The organism is Modicisalibacter tunisiensis, from assembly GCF_020148005.1.
GTDB lineage: Bacteria > Pseudomonadota > Gammaproteobacteria > Pseudomonadales > Halomonadaceae > Modicisalibacter > Modicisalibacter tunisiensis.
This window is the reverse complement of the sequence record NZ_JAGXFD010000001.1, coordinates 631,174-650,388: the sequence shown is the minus strand read 5'-3', so window position 1 is coordinate 650,388 and position 19,215 is coordinate 631,174. Positions and strand designations below refer to the sequence as shown.

Annotated in this window: 18 protein-coding genes and 1 pseudogene; 4 read left to right on the top strand and 15 right to left on the bottom strand. The window is 70.2% G+C overall.

Annotated elements, in window-relative coordinates:
* Positions 1-3 precede the first annotated feature (3 nt).
* From KGQ91_RS03005 to KGQ91_RS02995, 3 genes are all read right to left on the bottom strand, one after another.
* Entirely contained in the window at positions 4-1,164 is a 1,161-nt protein-coding gene (locus KGQ91_RS03005; protein ID WP_163650639.1) for a DUF4214 domain-containing protein, read from the bottom strand.
* Between the two features lie 319 nt (positions 1,165-1,483).
* Entirely contained in the window at positions 1,484-2,341 is an 858-nt protein-coding gene (locus KGQ91_RS03000; protein WP_224420218.1) for a hypothetical protein, read from the bottom strand.
* Positions 2,342-2,598: 257 nt separating this feature from the next.
* Positions 2,599-3,462: an SMP-30/gluconolactonase/LRE family protein gene (locus KGQ91_RS02995; RefSeq protein ID WP_224420217.1), complete on the bottom strand. Its 864-nt coding sequence runs from the start codon at positions 3,460-3,462 to the stop codon at positions 2,599-2,601.
* Between the two features lie 192 nt (positions 3,463-3,654).
* Here KGQ91_RS02995 and KGQ91_RS02990 point away from each other — a divergent pair, with 192 nt between their 5' ends.
* Entirely contained in the window at positions 3,655-4,527 is an 873-nt protein-coding gene (locus tag KGQ91_RS02990) for a sugar nucleotide-binding protein (RefSeq protein ID WP_224420216.1), read from the top strand.
* On the top strand, positions 4,524-5,279 hold the full coding sequence (locus KGQ91_RS02985) for a lysophospholipid acyltransferase family protein (RefSeq protein ID WP_224420215.1): 756 nt from the start codon (positions 4,524-4,526) through the stop codon (positions 5,277-5,279). The genes KGQ91_RS02990 and KGQ91_RS02985 overlap by 4 nt, the downstream gene beginning before the upstream one ends.
* 143 nt (positions 5,280-5,422) lie before the next feature.
* Here KGQ91_RS02985 and fabB read toward each other — a convergent pair whose 3' ends face one another.
* Together fabB and fabA are read right to left on the bottom strand one after the other, a co-directional pair.
* Complete coding sequence (gene fabB / locus KGQ91_RS02980) at positions 5,423-6,640, bottom strand: beta-ketoacyl-ACP synthase I (RefSeq protein ID WP_224420214.1); 1,218 nt, start codon at positions 6,638-6,640, stop codon at positions 5,423-5,425.
* Positions 6,641-6,653: 13 nt separating this feature from the next.
* The gene (gene fabA / locus KGQ91_RS02975; protein ID WP_224420213.1) at positions 6,654-7,169 is read right to left on the bottom strand and encodes a 3-hydroxyacyl-[acyl-carrier-protein] dehydratase FabA; all 516 of its coding nucleotides are present in this window, start codon (positions 7,167-7,169) and stop codon (positions 6,654-6,656) included.
* Positions 7,170-7,392: 223 nt separating this feature from the next.
* On the opposite strand from fabA, the gene KGQ91_RS02970 reads away from it, so the two are divergent.
* A complete protein-coding gene (locus KGQ91_RS02970) occupies positions 7,393-9,222 on the top strand; it encodes a putative bifunctional diguanylate cyclase/phosphodiesterase (protein ID WP_224420212.1) in 1,830 nt (609 codons plus the stop codon).
* Positions 9,223-9,246: 24 nt separating this feature from the next.
* Here KGQ91_RS02970 and KGQ91_RS02965 read toward each other — a convergent pair whose 3' ends face one another.
* The 10 genes and pseudogenes from KGQ91_RS02965 to KGQ91_RS02925 form a co-directional block, all read right to left on the bottom strand.
* Positions 9,247-10,518 (bottom strand): class I SAM-dependent methyltransferase, encoded by a 1,272-nt coding sequence (locus KGQ91_RS02965; RefSeq protein ID WP_224420211.1) that lies wholly within the window; start codon positions 10,516-10,518, stop codon positions 9,247-9,249.
* The gene (locus KGQ91_RS02960) at positions 10,515-11,105 is read right to left on the bottom strand and encodes a DUF1365 domain-containing protein (RefSeq protein ID WP_318010234.1); all 591 of its coding nucleotides are present in this window, start codon (positions 11,103-11,105) and stop codon (positions 10,515-10,517) included. The genes KGQ91_RS02965 and KGQ91_RS02960 overlap by 4 nt, the downstream gene beginning before the upstream one ends.
* Positions 11,106-11,193: 88 nt before the next feature.
* A pseudogene (locus KGQ91_RS16780) lies at positions 11,194-11,334 on the bottom strand (DUF1365 family protein); the annotation flags it as partial.
* Positions 11,331-12,644, bottom strand: a complete 1,314-nt coding sequence (locus KGQ91_RS02955) for an NAD(P)/FAD-dependent oxidoreductase (protein ID WP_224420210.1) — start codon at positions 12,642-12,644, stop codon at positions 11,331-11,333. The pseudogene KGQ91_RS16780 and the gene KGQ91_RS02955, both read right to left, overlap by 4 nt.
* Positions 12,641-13,438 (bottom strand): SDR family NAD(P)-dependent oxidoreductase, encoded by a 798-nt coding sequence (locus KGQ91_RS02950; RefSeq protein ID WP_224420209.1) that lies wholly within the window; start codon positions 13,436-13,438, stop codon positions 12,641-12,643. The genes KGQ91_RS02955 and KGQ91_RS02950 overlap by 4 nt, the downstream gene beginning before the upstream one ends.
* Before the next feature lie 24 nt (positions 13,439-13,462).
* Entirely contained in the window at positions 13,463-13,891 is a 429-nt protein-coding gene (locus KGQ91_RS02945) for a nuclear transport factor 2 family protein (protein ID WP_224420208.1), read from the bottom strand.
* Positions 13,892-14,244: 353 nt separating this feature from the next.
* Entirely contained in the window at positions 14,245-15,660 is a 1,416-nt protein-coding gene (phrB, locus tag KGQ91_RS02940) for a deoxyribodipyrimidine photo-lyase (RefSeq protein ID WP_224420207.1), read from the bottom strand.
* A 27-nt stretch (positions 15,661-15,687) separates the two neighbouring features.
* A complete protein-coding gene (locus KGQ91_RS02935) occupies positions 15,688-16,599 on the bottom strand; it encodes a MerR family transcriptional regulator (RefSeq protein WP_224420206.1) in 912 nt (303 codons plus the stop codon).
* A 123-nt stretch (positions 16,600-16,722) separates the two neighbouring features.
* Entirely contained in the window at positions 16,723-17,103 is a 381-nt protein-coding gene (locus KGQ91_RS02930) for a sirohydrochlorin chelatase (protein WP_224416360.1), read from the bottom strand.
* On the bottom strand, positions 17,096-18,136 hold the full coding sequence (locus KGQ91_RS02925) for an NAD(P)/FAD-dependent oxidoreductase (protein ID WP_163650623.1): 1,041 nt from the start codon (positions 18,134-18,136) through the stop codon (positions 17,096-17,098). The genes KGQ91_RS02930 and KGQ91_RS02925 overlap by 8 nt, the downstream gene beginning before the upstream one ends.
* Positions 18,137-18,262: 126 nt before the next feature.
* Here KGQ91_RS02925 and KGQ91_RS02920 point away from each other — a divergent pair, with 126 nt between their 5' ends.
* Complete coding sequence (locus tag KGQ91_RS02920) at positions 18,263-19,174, top strand: TIGR01777 family oxidoreductase (RefSeq protein WP_224420205.1); 912 nt, start codon at positions 18,263-18,265, stop codon at positions 19,172-19,174.
* The last annotated feature ends 41 nt before the right edge of the window (positions 19,175-19,215 follow it).

The window sequence follows — 19,215 nt, the reverse complement described above, 5'->3', positions numbered from 1 at the left end:
TGCTTAGACCAGGAAGTCCCAGTCGGAAGGCGATTGCTGCTGCAGGTTGTTGTTGAACTCGTCGGACTCGACGAAGCTGTTGGCGACATCGCTCAGGGAAGCCCCTTTCGCGAATTCATCCGACCAGTACTGCGCGCCCTCGGCATCCGGGTCGCGATCCAGGAAGGCCTGGTAGAAGGCATTGACCGTGTCGGTGATTTGCGTCGGCGTGCTCGGGTCGAGCGGGATATCGCCGTACAGGGCCTGGCCTTCGTCGGACAGAACGAAGCTGGCGGCGACGTCGCCCAGCCGGGCGCCAGACTGCAGCTGTTCGGTCCAGTACTGCATGCCGCCCAGGTCCGCATCGCTCTGGTCGGCATCGCGCTCGAGGGCGGTGTCATACAGCGTGGCCAGGGCAGAGACGTTGTCATCGTATTCGATGATCTGGTTCTCGTCGGCGAACTGCAGGTTCTCGGCGTTGACCAGCGAGTCGCTTTCCCCGGTGGTGTTGTCGACCACGGTCACGACCGCGCCCTTCTGGGTGATCGTGTAGTCTGCCGCGTTGCCGTCGAAGACGACGGTGTCGTCGCCGCCGCCACCGTAGATGCTGTCGTCACCGGCACCACCGGCGATGGAGTCGTTGCCGGCCCCGCCGTGAATGGTGTCGCTGCCGGCGCCGCCATCGATGGAGTCGTCCCCGGTGCCGCCACGCACGGTGTCGCTGCCGGCACCGGCATCGATGGTGTCGTTGCCCGCGCCGCCGCTGACGCTGTCGTCACCGCCGGTGGTGATCAGGGTGTCGTCGCCCAGGCCGCCATCGATGGTGGTGTTGTGGTCGCCGTCGACGGTGAACTGGTCGTCGCCGTCGGAGCCGACGATTACGCGATCGACGGTGTTGAAGTGGGCGACATACCCTTGGGCTCCGTCGAAGACATAGGCGCGGCCTGAATCGCGACCGGAGTCGTCGAAGTTGAGCGGGCTGTCGGTCGTGCCGCGCCCTTCGCCATCCCCCAGGTTGATGAACAGCGCGTCGGCATTGCTGCTCTGTAGATCGGCGACAGTTTCGACCTGCTCGGCAGAGCTATCAGGTTGTAGCAGCGTATCAATCGCTGCCTTCAGCTCTGAGCCATGAGCGGCTTCTACCTTGTCAGTCGCCTCTTGAATAGAAGCATACTGCTGGGCCATTGCTTAACCCCTTTCGTGGATTCCCTTTTCATGAGCCCTTGCGAGCTCACACTGAAATGCCGGCGCTGGGCCGGCCCGTATCGCGCGTGCGTGGTTGCTGCCTGCGCGGCCGCACACGGCGATCAGCACGCATGCGCCATACTTGTCGTCGGGCTCGGGGCCGTGTCGTCGAGACCTGGGCAGCGCCTCGAGCCCCTGGCGGCCCGTTGTCGATTGTTTCGGTGATGAGCCTTGGGGGGAAACGCTCGGGATCGGGCATCGTTCATCGCGAGCGTCTGTTTTACCTGTCAGCTTCCGCGCTTTCGATGAAGGCGCTGTTTCACGCCTCCTGGGTGTCATCCGTGGTGATGTGCGTGACCTCGGGGTCCAGCCAGGATGAACGCTGCGGGGGCGCTGGCTGTTCGCGGTGCGCCTCGCGGACCCGGTGCTGAAGGTGCAGCCTGAGGGCCACCAGGTGCGCCCCGGCCGCCGGCCGTCGCGTGCCGTCGAGCGGCAATCGCGTGCCATCGGAATACGCGGCTTCACCGGTCAGTCGGTAGTTCTCTGTCTCGGCGCCTTGCAGCTGGAAGCCGATGTTTGCAATCGGCGCGGCACGTCGACGCGTCCCCAGGTAGTCTCCGGCCTGGCCGTTCAGCCGGTGCTCCCCTACCTGGCACCAGCCGCTGATGTCGACCGTGGCGGGGCGTGTCGGCCAGTCGATCTGAACGCCTTCCAGGCGTGCCCGGCCTTCGGGATTGCCCAGCCATTCACCATTGCCCACGGTGACATCGCCGCGGCGTTCGATGTGGCCGGTAAGAGAGAATGCCTCGGCGGTTTCCAGGCGGGGGGCCGGGGCTTGCTGGCTGGCCCGTGCCAACGGCTCGATACGCCAGTGCACGCCCGCCGTGTCGAGCAGCGGCTTGGGGGCGTACTTGCTGATGGCCACCACGACGTTGCCGCCGGTGACATTGAGAACCAGGTAGTCGCCGGGGCGCTGCAGCGCTCCTTCTGTACCGCCGTCGGGCGTGGTGATGGACAACTGGCCCGAGGGGTACAGCGGCGCCTGGCCGACGCCCAGCGGCGTGGCTTCGGTCGCCCCCTGTGCGGCGATGTAACGGATGACGTAGAGCCCCGGCTTGAGAGCCTTGAGCACGGTACGTACCGCGATGGCGTCGTTGATATCGGCTGGTTGAGGCATGGGTGCGCTTCGATGAAGTTTAGTTAAGTAAACTGCGGACAGCTTGCGGGTGATGCTAACTCAAACAAATGGAGGGTGTAACCGCTCAACCCATACTGTCAGAGATCTCCTACATGCAAAGCCTGGAAAACCAGCCGTTGTCTGCAAGATATGTCATTTTGTTGGCATCTGACCGGGGTCGGCGTGGGTATGGCTGGCGTGGCACGGTCCGCTGCGATGGAGCCCCTGTGAGCCGGGGACATCGCAACACGGCATGATTACGCTGTCACCACGCAGGCCGGCAGGCCCGTGACCCCCGGGCGCACGGCGAACAGGGCGCCGGCCTGTGGCTGGTCATCGCAGCCGACGGCAGCAGTGGTAATATACAGGGTGCCCAGGTCGTCGCCGCCGAAGGTGCAGCAGGTGACCCGCGAGGCGGGCAGGGCGATCTCCCGGTCGCGGCGACCGTCGGGCAGGAAGCGGCTGACCCGGCCGCCGTCCCAGTGGGCGACCCATAGGCCGCCTTCGGCGTCGAGGGTCATGCCGTCGGGGTAGCCGTCCGCCTCGGCGAAGCGCCGATACACGCGCTTGTCGACGAGGTTGCCGTCGGCGTCGATGGTGAAGGCGTAGATCGTGCGCGCCGGGCTGTCGGTGTGGTAGAGCGTGCGGCCGTCGGCGCCGATCGCCGGGCCGTTGGTCACCGTGTAGGGCGCGTCGACGCGGTGCAGGCCGCGGGCGTCGAGACGCAGCAGCCGGCCGCTGGCGGCCTGTTCGTGTTCGTCCATGATGCCGAACCACAGGCGCCCGGCGGGGTCGGCCTTGCCGTCGTTGAGGCGGTGCCCCGGGGTGTCGGCGACGGGACGGGCCAGCGTCTCGCCGAGGCGCGGGCCGTCGGCGTCCAGGTGCAGGCGCACCAGGCGCGTGCGCAGCCCGGCGACGAAGCCGCCGTCGGCATGCGGGGCGAGCCAGCAGCAGGCCTCGTCGAGCGGCCAGCTCCGGGTATCGCCGGTGACGGGGTCGTGGCTCATCAGCCGGCTGCCGAGGATGTCGACGAACAGCAGGCGCCGCAGCTCGCGGGACCACAACGGGCCTTCGCCGAGCCGGGCGCGGCCCGGCCACAGGCAGTGCGGGGTGTCGGACATGGGCGATTCCTCGATGGTGTCGGGTCGAAGGGCGTAGCCTGACGGATCGGGGCGCCGATGGAAATGTCGGGCGCCGGGCAACCGGGCGCCGGGCAACCGGGTGCCGGCTGCCGGGTACCGGGCAGGAGACAGGTGCTGGGGGTGCGCCCGCCGGGCGGGTGGCGCCGAGCCAATTCGAGAAAAGGAAGCGCCGTGAAGTTGTTGATTCTGGATGCCGGCCATTGCCTGAGTCTGGCGCTGGCGCGCGAGGCCAACCGCCGCGGGGATACCGAGCTGGTGATCGAGGAGGGCGTGTCGCTGTCGCCGCGCCGGCTGGCACAGCTGGCGCCGGACGCCGTGGTGATCCCGCCGCTGGTGGAGCCCAGCAGCGCCGATCCGTCGACGGTGATGGCCCATGCCGAGGCCGTCGAGGCGTCGCTGGAGAGCTGCCAGGTGGCCGGCGTGCCGCTGGTGTGGTGCGTGTCGGACCAGCTCTACGAGGATGGCGGCGAGACACCGATCGACGAGCACATGATTCCCGAGCCCCGCGACGAGAACCTGCGGCGGCTGGTCAAGACCGGCAACCGGATCCGCGCCGGCCTGCCGCGCCACCTGATCGTGCGACTGGGGCCGCTGTTCGCGCTCGAGGGCGGCGGGGCCTGGCTCAACGAGCTGATCGACCAGCTGATGGCCGGCGAGACGGTACGCGCGGCCGAGGACGTGATCGTCTGCCCGACCTCGGTGGACTCGGTGGCGCTGGCGCTGGTCGGCATGCTCCAGCAGCTGGGCTGCGGTGCGGACGCCTGGGGCGCCTATCACCTGGCCGGCACCGAGCCGGTGAGCATCTACACCTTCGCCTCGGTGGTGCGCACCCAGCTGGCCACGCGGCTCGAGGGGATGGGTTGTGCGGTGACACTGGGCGAGCTCAAGGCGCTCAATCATCATCACGACCAGCCGCTGCGCCGGGTGCTCAACTGCCGGCGCGTGCTGGATGCCTTCGGCGTGCACCAGAAACCCTGGCGTCTCGAGCTGGGCCGCATGCTGGATACCTGGTGTCAGGCCTACCACAGCCAGGAGGTGTCATGAACGCCCTGCGCAGCGCGATCTTCTATGTCGGCTACTTCCTGGCGATCCTGGTCTTCGGGCTGCTGTGCCTGCCGGTGGCGCCGCTGCTGCCGCTGGCCGGGCGCTATCGCCTGCTCAATCTCTACAACCACTTCATCGTCGGCTGGTTCGCCGGGGTGTGCGGCGTGCGCTACGAGATTCGCGGCCGCGACAACGTGCCCGCCGGGCCGGTGGTGATCCTCGCCAATCACCAGTGCGAGTGGGAGACGCTGTTCCTGCAGGTGCTCAAGCCGCCGGTGTGCACCGTGCTCAAGCAGGAGCTGCTGCGCCTGCCGCTGTTCGGCTGGGCGCTGCGTCTGCTGCATCCCATCGCTCTGGACCGTTCCCGCCCGGCGCGGGCGATGAAGCAGGTACTCACCCAGGGCACGCGGCGGCTGGGCGAGGGGCTGTCGGTACTGATCTTTCCCGAAGGCACCCGGGTCGAGCCCGGTGTGCGGCGGCGCTACAACAAGAGCGGCGCGGTGATCGCCTGTCGCGCCGGGGTGCCGGTGCTGCCGGTGGCGCACAACGCCGGCGAGCGCTGGCCGGGGCGGCACTGGGTCAAGAACCCGGGGCGGCTGTCGGTGGTGGTCGGCGAGCCGATCGCCACCGAGGGGCGCACCCCCGAGGAGGTGCTCGTCGAGGTCGAGAGCTGGATCGAGGCGCGGCTGGCCGAGATCTCCGAGGTGCCGCGTCCGGCGACGGCCACCCGGAAGGATGCCGCCTCGGCGTGAGCAGTCGCCGCGAGTGGCTCGAGCGTCGCGACTGAACTCGCTCCCGCAACGGGAAGCATCGAGAGTGAAGTCGCTTCTACGGTGAAACGCAAGACGCCCGGCCAATCGGCCGGGCGTCTCGGTTCAGCGGGGGCGAGAGTCGCTCAGTCGCGGTACTTCTGCAGCACCAGGCAGGCGTTGGTGCCGCCGAAGCCGAAGCTGTTGGAGAGCACCCGCTCCAGGTTCACGCCGTCGCGCCGCTGGGTGACGATGTCGAAGCCGTCGGCCTGGTCGTCGAGCGACTCGATGTTGGCCGAGGCGGCGACGAAGTCGTTCTTCATCATCAGCAGCGAGTAGATCGCTTCCTGGACCCCGGTGGCGCCCAGCGAGTGGCCGGTGAGCGACTTGGTGGAGCTCATCGCCGGCGTGCGATCGCCGAACACCTCGCGGATCGCCTTGAGCTCGGCGACGTCGCCGACCGGCGTGGAGGTGCCGTGGGTGTTGATGTAGTCGATGCCGCCGTCGACGGTGGCCATGGCCTGACGCATGCAGCGCGCCGCGCCCTCGCCGGAGGGGGCGACCATGTCGTAGCCGTCGGAGGTGGCGCCGTAGCCGACTACCTCGGCGTAGATCGTCGCGCCGCGGGCCTTGGCGTGCTCGAGGTCCTCGAGCACCACCATGCCGCCGCCGCCGGCGATGACGAAGCCGTCGCGGTCCTTGTCGTAGGGGCGCGAGGCCTTCTCGGGACTGTCGTTGTAGCCGGTGGACAGGGCGCCCATGGCGTCGAACAGGCACGACAGGGTCCAGTGCTCCTCCTCGCCGCCGCCGGCGAAGACCACATCCTGCTTGCCGAGCTGGATCTGCTCGACGGCGTTGCCGATGCAGTGCGCCGAGGTGGCGCAGGCCGAGGAGATCGAGTAGTTCACGCCCTTGATCTTGAACGGCGTGGCCAGACAGGCGGAGACCGTGCTGCCCATGGTGCGGGTGACGCGGTAGGGGCCGACGCGGCGCAGGCCCTTCTGGCGCAGGATGTCCGCCGCCTCGACCTGGTTGGCGCTGGAGGCGCCCCCGGAACCGGCGATCAGCCCGGTGCGCTCGTTGGACACCTGCTCGGGGGTGAGCCCGGCGTCCTCGATCGCCTGGGCCATCGCCACGTAGGCATAGGCCGCCGCATCGCCCATGAAGCGGCGCTGCTTGCGGTCGACCAGGGCGTCGAGATCGATGTCGACCACGCCGGCCACCTGGCTGCGAAAGCCCAGTTCGGCGTACTCGTCCTTGAAGCGAATGCCGGAGCGCCCTGCCTTGAGCGCGTCCAGAACCTGGTGCTGGTCATTGCCCAGGCAGGAAACGATGCCCAGGCCGGTGACTACCACTCGTCTCATGGAAGCCTCCTGATCAGAAATTCGCGGTGGAGGTGAACAGACCGACACGCAGGTCGTTGGCCTGATAGATGTCGCGGCCGTCGACCGACACGGTTCCGTCAGCGATACCCAGGATCAGCCGCCGGGTGATCACCCGCTTGATGTTGATGCGATAGGTGACCTGGCCGGCGTCCGGCAGGATCTGGCCCGAGAACTTGACCTCGCCGCAGCCCAGCGCGCGTCCCCGGCCGGGGTGGCCCAGCCAGCCCAGGTAGAAGCCGACCAGCTGCCACATGGCGTCCAGTCCCAGGCAGCCGGGCATCACCGGGTCGCCGGGGAAGTGGCAATCGAAGAACCACAGGTCCGGATGGATATCCAGCTCGGCGATCAGCTCGCCCTTGCCGTGTTCGCCGCCGGTCTCCTGGATGTTGGCGATGCGATCGAGCATCAGCATGTTGGGGGCCGGCAGCTGGGCGTTGCCCGGACCGAAGAGTTCACCGCGGCTGCACGCCAGCAGTTCTTCGTAGCTAAAGGAGTGTTGCTTGGTCACTGAGTCGTTCCGAGAGTCAGAATTGTTGTGTCCCGCACCCTGCGCGACGCGCCTAGTCTACTGGCAGCGCGAAATGAATGCACGCCGGCCCCCTAGGCTAGTGGGCGCGAATCCACGGCGCAACGCGCCTTTGGACGCACGGCGGCTTGCGCCGGGCTTCCCGGGCGGGGCATGATGCCTCTGGTTTTCGCGCGCGACTGTGAATCGATCATGACGAGACGACATGTGGCCCTCCTTTTCGCTTAACCGGCCGACAACGTGGATGGGGCTGGCGGCGCTGGCGGCCATGAGCTGGCTGCCGCTGGCGTCGTTGCGCCTGGCGGCGCTGGCCATCGTCGCGGTGTCGTTGATCGACGGCTGGCGACAGATCCATCGGGAACATCAGCGTCGCCGGCTCAGCGAGGAGGCCATCAAGCTCTCCGGCGACGGGGTGATCATCGCCGATCGCCACAACCGCATCCTCGGCATCAACCCGGCGTTCACCGAGATCACCGGCTACACCCGCGAGGAGGTGCTGGGAATGGACGCCTCGATGCTCTCCTCGGGGCGCCACGACAAGGCCTTCTATGAACGCTACTGGCAGACCCTGCAGGCCACCGGGCGCTGGGAGGGCGAGATCTGGAACCAGCGCAAGCACGGCGACCAGTTTCCCGAATGGCTGCGCATGCAGGCCTGCCATGATGCCAAGGGCCGGGTCAGCCACTATGTGGGCCTGTTCACCGACATTTCCCGTCACAAGGCCCGCGAGCAGGACCTGCGCCGCATCGGCTTCGAGGACCCGCTGACCGGGCTGCCCAACCGCCGCCGGCTGCACGACCTGCTGACCTCGCGGCTCAACCGCCTGCGCGCCGGCGAGGGGCTGGACCTGGCGCTGATCGACATCGACGGCTTCAAGGCGATCAACGATGCCCTGGGCGTGGACGATGGCGACCGGCTGCTGGCGCGCTTCGGCCAGCGCCTGGCGGCGTTCGTCGCCGGCGGCGTGGTCGGCCGGCTGGGCGGCGACGAGTTCATGGTCATCCGCACCACCACCTTCGACGACCACGAGGCGTGGGTGACCAGCCTGCGCGATCACCTGTGCGAGCCGTTCGACATCGCCGGCAATGCGCTGCGCCTGGGGCTGACCATCGGCAGCTGTCGCGCCCCGGACGACGGCCGTGACTCGGGGGTGCTGTTCCAGCGCCTGGAGTCGGCGCTCTATACCGCCAAGCGCCATGGCCGCAATCACAACCGGCGCTTCCGGCCGTCGCTGGAGGTCGAGGGCGACCGCCAGCTGGAACTAGTCAACGAGCTGCGCCGTGCGCTGGCCCAGGGCGACCAGCTCGAGCTGTACTACCAGACCCAGCATCGTCTCGAGGACGGCGGTCTGGTGGGCATGGAGGCGCTGCTGCGCTGGCGCCATCCCCAGCAGGGCATGATCTCGCCGGGGGATTTCATCCCGCTGGCCGAGCGTCACGGCCTGATGGCCGCGCTGGGCAACTGGGTCATCGATCGCGCCGTGGCGCAGCTGGCCAACTGGCAGGCTGTGGGCATGCCGCGGGTGCCGGTGTGGGTCAACATCTCGGCGCTGCAGCTCATCCAGGGCGACCTGGAGGCGCGACTGGCGGCGGCGCTGACGCGCCATCACGTGCCCGCCGCCCTGCTGGGGCTGGAACTGACCGAGTCGGTGCTGCTCGACGAGCGGGCCGGCGACGTCTCGCCGCGACTCGAGGCGCTGCGCGCCCAGGGCCATCCCATCGCCATCGACGACTTCGGCACCGGCTACTCGTCGATGGCCTACCTCAAGCGCCTGCCGGTCGACAAGCTCAAGCTCGACCGCGCCTTCATCCGCGCGCTGCCCGAGGATGTCGCCGATGCGGCGATCGTCGCGGCGGTGCTGGCCATGGCCCGGGGGCTGTCGCTCGAGGTGATCGCCGAGGGCGTGGAGACCGAGCCGCAGCGCGACTTCCTGATCGCCGAGGGCTGCCTGTATACCCAGGGCTTCCTGTTCGCCCGGCCCCAGCCCGCGGCGGAAGTCGAGGCCCGCTACCTGCGCGCCCTGCAGACCGCCTGACCCGTCCGTCTCCCCCGGGCCCCGTCATGGTGCGCCGGTGCGCGGCGCCGGGCGGGCGCCGGGCTTGGCCAGCAGCAGCTGGCAGGTACCGATGGTGCGTTCGCGAAAGCCTCCCTCGCAGTAGCTCAGGTAATAGCGCCACAGGCGAATGAAGCGCTCGTCGTAGCCCAGCCGGCGCACGGTGTCGAGGCGGGCCTCGAAGCGCCGCCGCCACTCGCCCAGGGTGCGGGCGTAGTGGGGGCCGATCTCCTCCAGGTCGATCAGGTTCAGCGTGCTGTGGCGGGTCATGGCCTCGAGAATCGCGGTGTGCGAGGGCAGGAAGCCGCCGGGGAAGATGTAGCGCTTGATGAAGTCCGCCTCGCGTCGGGCCGCCGTGTAGCGCTGGTCGTGGATGGTGATCGCCTGCAGCGCCGCCAGGCCGTCGTCGGTGAGCAGCCGGTCCAGCGTCGCCAGGTAGGCGGGCAGGTACTGATGGCCCACGGCCTCGATCATCTCCACCGAGACCAGCCGGTCGAAGCGCCCCTGCAGTTCGCGATAGTCCTGCCTGAGCAGCGTGATGCGATCCTCGAGCCCGGCCGCGGCGATGCGCGCGGCGACGTCGGCGTACTGCTCGTCGGACAGGGTGGTGGTGGTCACCCGGCAGCCGCGGGTACGTGCGGCGTGAAGCGCCAGCCCGCCCCAGCCGGTGCCGATCTCCAGCAGGTGATGCTCGGCGCGCACGTCGAGCTTGTCGAGCAGGTGGTCGAGCTTGCGGGTCGAGGCCGTTTCCAGGTCGGCGTCGGCCGTGGGGAACAGCGCGCTGGAGTACATGCGGTGCTCGCGGTCGAGGAACAGCGCGAACAGCTCGTTGCCGAGGTCGTAGTGCGCCTGGATGTTGCGCCGCGCGCCGCGCCGGGTGTTGCGGCGCAGGGCATGGAACCCGCGCAGGGCGAGCTTCGCCAGTCGCGCGCTGCCGGTCTCGACCCGGGCGTTGACGTGGGCGATGTTGCGGGCGAACAGCCGCGTCAGGGCGACCAGGTCGTCGGTTTCCCAGTCGCCGTCCATGTAGGCCTCGGCGGCCCCCACGGTGCCGCCCAGCGCCAGCCGTCGCCAGGCCCGCTGGCGGTGCAGCACCACGGTCACGTTCAGGTCGCCGCCACGTCCCAGGCGGTGGCGGGTGTCGCCGTCGATCAGCAGCAGTCGCCCGCCCTCGAGGGCATCCAGGCGGTCCAGCAGGCGGGGCTTGAGATGGCGCAGCAGCCAGCCGTCGCGCTGGGCGGCCGGGCGGCGCAGGGGAAGGGGGCGCAGTGAGGTCACGGTCGGCTCTCCTCGGTGGCGGCGCCGGCGTCGGGGGGCTTGCGGGCGCAGCGGCCGCCGCCGGGGTGGTCATGGACGGGCGTGCGCTTGAGCCACAGGCGCAGGGCTTGCCAGTGGATGGCGGCGACGGTCTTGAGGCTCATCAACGGATGGCGGACCAGGATGCCCAGCAGCGCGGCGCGGGTCGCCGGCTGCCCCTCGAGAGTCAGGGTGGCGTCGAAGTGCCGGACTCCCGCGCGGTGGGCCTCCATGTGCATATACAGGTACCGGCCCGGGGCGTTGAAGCGCCAGCGGTAGGTCATGTCCATGGGGTTGAACGGCGAGACGTGCAGCGCCTTGGTGAAGTGGGCGGCATGGCTGTGGCGGGCGGGATCGACCTCGCAGGCGTAGACCCGGCGCTCGCCCCAGGGGGTATTGGTGACCTCGCCGAGCAGGGCGCGCAGCCGGCCGTCGCGGTCGTGGACGTAATAGAGGGTGATCGGGTTGAAGGCCATGCCGAACAGGCGCAGCTGGGTGAGCATGGCGATGCGGCCGTCGGCACGGGCCGCCACCGTGTCGCCCAGTTCCTGGCGCAGGCGCTCGCGCACCGCCTCGTCCAGCGGCCGGTCGCGAGGGGCCGAGGTAGTCCTCGCGGCGAAAGCGCGCCAGGGCCGGACGACGCGCACTGAAGCCGGGCACGCCGTCGAACAGCGCGGGCAGCTCGTCGAGCTCCAGCCAGAGCATCCACAGCCGGTAGGTGAAGGCGTGTGCGCGCGGCACGACCCGGCGGTGACGCAGCTCGCCGCGATAGAGGCGGCTGCGTGGGGGCGCCTTCATGCCGGTGCCTCCATGGCGGGCGCGCCGGCCGGCGAGGCCGCGGCCTCCGGCGCCGTGCCCAGGGCCGCGGCGACCCGCCAGGCGCTCCACACGCCGTCCTCGTGAAAGCCGTTGCGCCAGTAGGCGCCGCAGTAGTGGGTGCGCCGGGCGGTATCGGAGATCTCGGCATGGCGACCCTGGGCGGCGATGCCGTCGAGCGTGAAGCTCGGATGCGCGTAGCGGTAGCGGCCGAGGATGCGGTCGGGGTCGATGCTGGCGGTGTCGTTGAGGGTGACGCAGACGGTGCGAGGCGCCTCGATCCCCTGAAGGATGTTCATGTTATAGGTCACCGCGACCCGGGCGTCGTCGCCGCGCCCGTCCAGGCGGTAGTTCCAGCTCGCCCAGGCGCGGCGCCGGCGCGGCAGCAGCCGGGTGTCGGTGTGCAGCACCACGTCGTTGTCCTGATAGGGCAGGGCACCGAGGATCTCGCGCTCGGCGGGGCTGGGGTCGGCGAGCAGCGCCAGCGCCTGGTCGGCATGGCAGGCCAGCACCACCTGGTCGAAGCGGGCCTCGCCGCGGGCCGTGGACAGGGTGACGCCCTCGGCATCGCGGCGGATCGATCGCACCGGGCAGTCGAGCGCGATGCGCTCGGCGTAGGGCCGCGTCAGAGCGGGAATGTAGCGCCGCGAGCCGCCGGGGATGGTGTACCACTGCGGCCGGTCGTCGATCGACAGCAGACCGTGGTGATGGAAGAAGCGCACGAAGAACGCCAGCGGGAAGGCGTCGAGCTCGGCAATGCTGGCCGACCAGATCGCCGCGCCCATGGGCAGCAGGTAGCGCTCGCGGAAGTCCGCGCCGTAGCCGTGGCGGTCCAGGTAGGCGCCGAGGGTGAGCGAGGCGTCCAGGCGTCCGCCGTCGAGATCGCGCGTCGCCTCGCGGTTGAAGCGCAGGATGTCGGCGAGCATCCGGTAGAAGCGCGGCCGCAGCAGGTTGCGGCGCTGGGCGAACAGCGTGGCCAGGGTATGCCCGTTGTACTCGAAGTCGTGCCGGGCGTCGTGCACCGAGAAGCTCATCTCGGTGGGCTGGGCGGGCACGCCGAGGTGGCTCAGCAGCCGGTTGAAGTGCGGGTAGGTGCGGTCGTTGAAGACGATGAACCCGGTATCCACGGCGTAGTCTCGGCCGCCGAGGGTGACGTCGACGGTGGCGGTGTGGCCGCCGAGGCGCGGGCCGGCCTCGAACAGCGTGACCCGGTGACGGGCCGACAGGTAGTGGGCGGCGGCCATGCCGCTGATGCCGCTGCCGACCACCGCGATGTGCTGGGCGTGACTCATGATGCGGCCTCCGAGGGGGAGCGGCGACGGATCAGCCGCCGCCCCAGGCGCAGCCGCAGCGCCGGTGGCAGCAGGCCGGCCAGCTTCACCAGGGTGGTGAAGCGGCGCGGGACGTGGATGTCCAGGCGGCGGCGCTCCAGGCCGTCGAGGATCGCCCGGGCGGCGGTGTCCGCGTCGATGCGCATCGGCATGGTGAAGTCGTTGCGCGCGGTCAGCGGCGTGGCGACGAAGCCGGGGTGCACGAGGCTGATGTCGATGCCCTCGTCGGCCAGGTCGATGCGCAGCGACTCGAGGAAGTGGCTGAGCGCGGCCTTGGAGGCGCCATAGGCCTCGGCCCGGGGCAGCGGCAGGTAGGCGGCGGCGCTCGACACCGCGGCCAGCAGCGGCCGCGGGGTGTCCGGGTCGCGGGCGTGGCGCAGCAGCGGCAGCGCGGCGTCGATCACCCGCACGGCACCGTGGAAATTGACCGCGAAGACCCGCTCCACCAGCGCCGGGTCGAAGCGGTGGGCGTCCAGGTATTCGCAGGTGCCGGCGACGTGCAGGAGGACGTCCAGGCCGCCGAAGCGCGCATCGAGCGTGCCGGCGGCCTCGTGCACCGATTGCGCGTCGGTCAGGTCGCAGGGCAGGACCAGCGCGCCGGCGTGCTGCTCGGCCAGGCGCTCGAGCGGGTCGCGGCGGCGCGCGCTGAGTGCCACCCGGTGGCCCTGCTCGAGGAGCCGGCGGGCGAGCGCCTCGCCGATCCCCGAGCTGGCGCCGACGAGCCAGATGCGCCGCCGGCCGGACAGTCCCTGCATGATGCCCCCTCCTCGCGCCGTCGATCAGTCCAGTCGGCGCTTCAGGTACCGGATCGCGCCGCCGAGCAGCGGCACGTGTTCGTAGAGCAGCGCGCCGGCATCGAAGTAATCGTGATGCTCGCGGACCCGCTCGGCCTCGAAGCGCAGGTACGAACAGCCGTCCACCGTGACGGGATCACCGCCGGCCAGCGCCGGGTGCGTCACCGTCAGGGTCCAGCGGACGAAGGCCTGATCGCCGTCGCGCAGCCGTTCCGCGAAGGTGAAGCGGCACTCGCCGACCCGCGCGTAGAGCGTGTCGAAGTAGCGGATCAGTGCCTCCCGCCCCTCGATGCGATGCCAGGGATCGCGAAAGCTGACGTCCTCAGTGTAAAACTCCGCGAGTCGATTTGTACAGGTTTTGTCCAATTTGTTGTAGAAGGCGCAGAAGGCCTCCAGGGACGGGTCGCGAGTCATCGTCGCCTCCGGGGTGTGGGCCGGGATCGGCCGGGAGAAAGCGGAGCTAGCGGTGTAACCCCGCCAGGTTATTCACGAAAGGGCTTGGCCGGCTAACCGGAGAGGCATCCAGGCTGGCCGGCCCGCCGGAGTTACCTGGGGGAGGCGATTGATCCCCGACGGCGGAGCCCGGTAGCCGACCCATCGCGACTGAAGTCGCTCCCACCACGACGGTGGCCAGGCTGGCCGACCCGCCGGAGTTACCTGGGGGGAGGCGACTCATCCCCGACGGCGGAGCCCGGTAGTCGACCCATCGCGACTGAAGTCGCTCCCACGGCCAGGCTCCGGATGGACAACCTGCCGAGAGATCTCATCTAGCTCCTGGGCAGGGCCTTGAAGGCCGCCAGGGCTCGCTCCCGGGCCGCCTTGTGGTCGACGATCGGCGGCGGATAGTCGGCCGCTCCCAGGGCGTCGCGGGGTGGGGCGTGCCGGGCCTTCGCGGGTAGCTCGGCGAGCTCGGGCAGGTATGCGGCGAGAAAGCGCCCGTCGGGGTCGAAGCGCCGCGACTGGGTGGTGGGATTGAAGAGGCGGAAGTAGGGCGCCGCATCGGTGCCGGTGGAGGCCGCCCACTGCCAGCCGCCGTTGTTGGCGGCGAACTCGCCGTCGATCAGGTGGCGCAGGAAGAAGGCCTCGCCGCGCCGCCAGTCGATCAACAGGTGCTTGGTCAGGAACATGGCGGTGACCATGCGCAGGCGGTTGTGCATCCAGCCGGTCTGGACCAGCTGGCGCATCGCCGCGTCGACCAGCGGGTAGCCGGTGCGCCCCTCGCACCAGGCGCGGAAGGCCGCGTCGTCGTCGCGCCAGGCGAGGGCCTCGGTGTGGCGCTGGAAGGGACGGTGGCGGCAGACCTCGGGGAAGCCGACCACGATATGCTGGTAGAACTCGCGCCAGATCAGTTCGTTGACCCAGCCGGTGAGGCCTGCGTCGCCGTCGCCGAGATGCCCGTCGTTTTCCGCCATCGCCGCCTGCAGGCACTGGCGGTGGGAGAGCATGCCCAGCGCCAGGTAGGGCGAGAGTTCGCTGGTGCCGGCGATGGCCGGCAGGTCGCGTTGTTCATGGTAGTGGCGCGCTCGGTAGCGCAAAAATCGCGCCAGCCGGTCGGCGGCAGCCGTTTCGCCGGCGGGCCAGTGCCGGGCGTCGACCGGGGTATCGGCCAGCCGTGGCGCGTCCGGCAGCGCCTCGGCGGCGATCGGCAACGCGGCCTGCACGGACGGTGCGTCGCGCAGGGCCAGCCGCCCGGCGTCGACCTGGCGCTGCCAGGCCTTGGCGAACGGGGTGAAGACGCTGTAGTAGTGGCCCTGGCCGGTCAGCAGCTCGCCGGGCTCGAAGGCCACGGCGTCGGTCCAGGCGTGGCTGGCCAGTCCGGCGGCGTGGAAGGCTGCCTGTACGGCGGCGTCGCGGCGGGCTTCGTTCAGCGGGTATTCGCGGTTGAAGTGCAGCGCGGCGACGTCATGCTCGCGGGCGATGGCCAGCAGGGTCTCGGCGGTGGCCGAGAAGTCGCCGATGTCGCGCTGCAGCAGCGGAATGTTGTAGCCGGCCAGGGTATCGCCGAGCGCCGCCACGCCGCGACGCAGGAAGTCGACCTTGTTGGCGCCGTGGCCATGGGCCTGCCACTGCGCCGGGCAGTGCAAAAACACCGCGATTACCGGCCCGCGGCTGGCCGCGGCGGCCAACGCCGAGTTGTCGAGAGTGCGCAGGTCGCTGCGGAACCAGACGAGTTGGCGGGCCATGGGGGCTCCTTCCGGGAAGACGTGAAATCAGCCGATCAGCGGGCGCAGCCGGTCGAGCGCCTGGCTGGGCTGGTCGCCCAGCGAGGCCAGGGCGGTGGCCTCGATGTCGCCGGCGCGGATACGGGTCACCGGCCCGGCCAGGCACACCGGCACCGGCAGTTGGTCGGCGAGCCGCGGCAGCTGGCGGCGTACAAGCTCGTTGCGCTCGGCTCGGCCGCTGAGCATCACCACGGCGGACGGGCGCAGGCGTTCCACCGCCAGCGGCCAGTCCCCCTGGGGCAGCGGCGCATCGAACAGCTGCACTCGATAGCCGGCATCGCCGGCGGCCAGGGCAAACAGCAGCGACCACAGCGAGCCGGGGTCGTCGGGCAGGCAGGCGACCACGATCAGGCCGCCGCTGGCGCGGAGGTTGGCGTGGTAGAGCCGCGTGCCGATGCGCGTGCGCAGGAAGGCGCTCAGGAACTGGCGTTGCAGGCCGGCGCCCAACTGGTCGCCCCAGCGCTCCTCGAGTTCACCGATCAGCGGCTCCCACAATTCGTGCAGGCAGGTGGCAACGGGGTAGAGCGCCAGCCCCTGATTGAACAACGATTCCAGCCGGGCGCCGTCGAGGGCTTCGATGCCGGCCAGCAGCTGGCGGCGCTGGGCCTCCCAGTCGCCGCCGTCGTCGGCGACCGGCTCGGGGGGCGTCTCGGGCTGGTCGAGCAGGTCGCGGACCTGGCTGACCGGTACGCCGCGGTTGAGCCACTGCAGGATGCGTTCGACGCGCTGAATGTCGTCGCGGGCGTAGAGGCGGTGCCCCTTGGGGGTGCGCTGAGGGCGGATCAGGCCGTAGCGTCGCTCCCAGGCCCGCAGGGTGACGGAGTTGACCCCGGTCAGGCGGGAAACTTCGCGAATCGGATACAGCGGAGCGCCGGTCGGATCCGTTGATTTGTCACTCATGCGCACTCGGGCCTCTTGCAGTCCAACGACAAGGCACGCCTCCCGGAGGCCGTTGTCATTTACAGAATGGGGGAGATAGTTGTACAAGGCAACCGCGTTGTACAAATCGTATCCGCGTTCATTCTATCGCGACGCCGTGGGGTGTGCGCGACTCTCGATGATCATTGCCAGGGCGTCGACGAAGGCGGGATGCTCACCCACCGGCGGCAGCAGCGTTAGTGCAAGGTCGGGGTGCTCGGCGTTCAGGCGCTCGAGCTGGCCGGGGACGTCCTCGCGCAGGTGGCGGCCCGCGGCGAAGAACAGCGGCAGGATCTCGGCGCGGCGGCAGCCGGCGGCGGCCAGTTCGGCGGCGACACTGTCCAGCGACGGCTCGCAGAGTTCCATGTAGGCCAGGCGCAGCGGGCGTTCGAGGCGTTCGGCCAGGCCCTCGCCCAGGCTGTCGAAGGGGGCGCGCCAGCGCGGGTCGCGGGACCCGTGGGCGAGCAGGATCAGGGCATCATGCATGCAGGTTCTCCTTGTCGGCGGAATGGGTGGCCAGGTGATGGCCCAGGGCGTGGCCGGACAGCCAGGCGTCCTCGATGCGCCCGTTCCGCCAGGCATCGCCGCACAGCGCCAGGCCGTCCGCCCCCAGCCGATAGCCGGATCCGCCGGTGTCCGCCGCGGCCGGCTGGGCGTAGCGCCAGCGGTGCGCCGTCAGGCACTCGGCGGCGGGCAGGGGCGCGGGGTACTGCGCGGCGAAGGCGGCGAGCAGGGCGTCGGCCACCGTGGCGGGGTCGTCCTCCAGGTGCTCGACACTCCAGGCCACATCGGCGAGCAGGGTCAGGCTCTCGCCCTGGGCGTGGCGGCCGGGCCTGGTGTGATTGCGGATGGCACGATGCAGCGTCCGCGTCGGGCCCGTCAGAAAGGCCGCCGTCTGCCAGTCCGGGGCCGGGGCGTCGAGTGCCGGCAGTGGCGTGGAAAACCGCACGCAGGCGGCCCAGCAGGGTGTCATCGGGCGTTGCGTGCAGGCCGCCGCCAGTTCGGGGGCGACCGGGCCGAGCAGCGCGGCGGCCTGGGGCGTCGGCAGCGCCAGCACCACGCCGGCGAAGGGGCCATGGTGCGCGCCGGACTCCGTCTCGAGCCACCAGCCGTCACGGGTCGATTGCAGGGCGGTGATTCGCTGCCCGGTGTGGACATCGAGCCCCTGTGCCAGATGCCGGGCCAGAGCACTCATGCGCGGCACGGCGGTGAAGCGTTCGGCGGCGCTCGCCGGCTGCCATCCATCGGCGCTGACCCGCCACGGGCGGGTCGGCCAGGGGGCGACGAGGCCGGCATCCCGCCAGGCGCTCAGGGCCCGGCGAAACGTCGGGTGGCGCGCGGTGAAGTGCTGGGCGCCGAGGTCGAAGACCGTCTCGCCGATGCGACGGTTGGCCAGGCGGCCGCCGGGGCCGCGGGCCTTGTCGAAGAGCTGCACGGCCCGGCCCTGGTCGACGAGTGCGCGGGCGCAGGCCAGACCGGCGATGCCGGCACCGATGATGGCAAGCGGGGCGACCGTCATGCGAGGCTCTCCTGTGCGGGGCGAAAGAGGCCGCCGAGCAGGTGGTCGGCGGCGCACTGCGCCGACTAGACTAGCAAAGCGTACAACGTCTGTATAACTCGGCTTCAGCCGAGCCAAGGAGGCCCGATGCATGTGTTGATGACCGGCGGGACCGGCTTCGTGGGACGTCGGCTCGCCGAGCGGCTGGCCGCGGCCGGCCACACGCTGTCGGTGGTGTCCCGGGACCCCGAGGCGGCGGCCCGGGTGCTGCCGTCGGCGACCGCGATCCGCTCCCGGGTGCTCGACTTCCGCGATGCCGGCGTCGAGGCGATCGTCAACCTGGCCGGCGAGCCGATCGCCGACAAGCGCTGGAGCGCGGCACAGAAGCGGCGCCTGGTCGACTCCCGGGTCACCATCACCCGCGAGCTGGTGACGCTGTGCCGCTCGGCCGACACGCCGCCCCGGGTGATGGTCTCGGGCTCGGCGATGGGCTATTACGGTGCTCAGGGCGAGCGGGTCGTGGACGAGGACACGCCGCCCCACGACGAGTTCGCCCACCGGCTGTGCGCCGAGTGGGAGGCGGCGGCCCGCGAGGCCGAGTCGACCGGCGTGCGGGTGGCGCTGCTGCGCACCGGGCTGGTGCTGGATGCCGGCGGCGGCACCCTGGCGAAGATGCTGCCGCCGTTCCGGCTGGGCCTTGGGGGGCGCTTCGGCGATGGCCGCCAGTTCATGCCGTGGATCCACCGCGAGGATCACGTGCGCAGCATCGAGTTCCTGCTTGCGCGGGACGACCTTGACGGGCCGTTCAACGCCTCGGCCCCGCACCCGGTCACCAACGCCGAGTTCACCCGCACTCTGGCGCAGCGGCTGCATCGCCCGGCGCTGCTGCCGGTGCCGGGCAGGCTGCTCGAGCTGGCGCTGGGCGAGATGGCGCGACTGCTGCTTACCGGCGCGGACATGCGCCCGCGCCGGCTGCTCGATGCCGGCTTTCGCTTCGACTACGAGACGCTGGACGCCGCGCTCGCCGCGATCCTTTCGCGGGGCAAGCGTCGCGACTGACGTCGCTCCCACAATGCCCACAGGGAAGATGTCTCGATGGC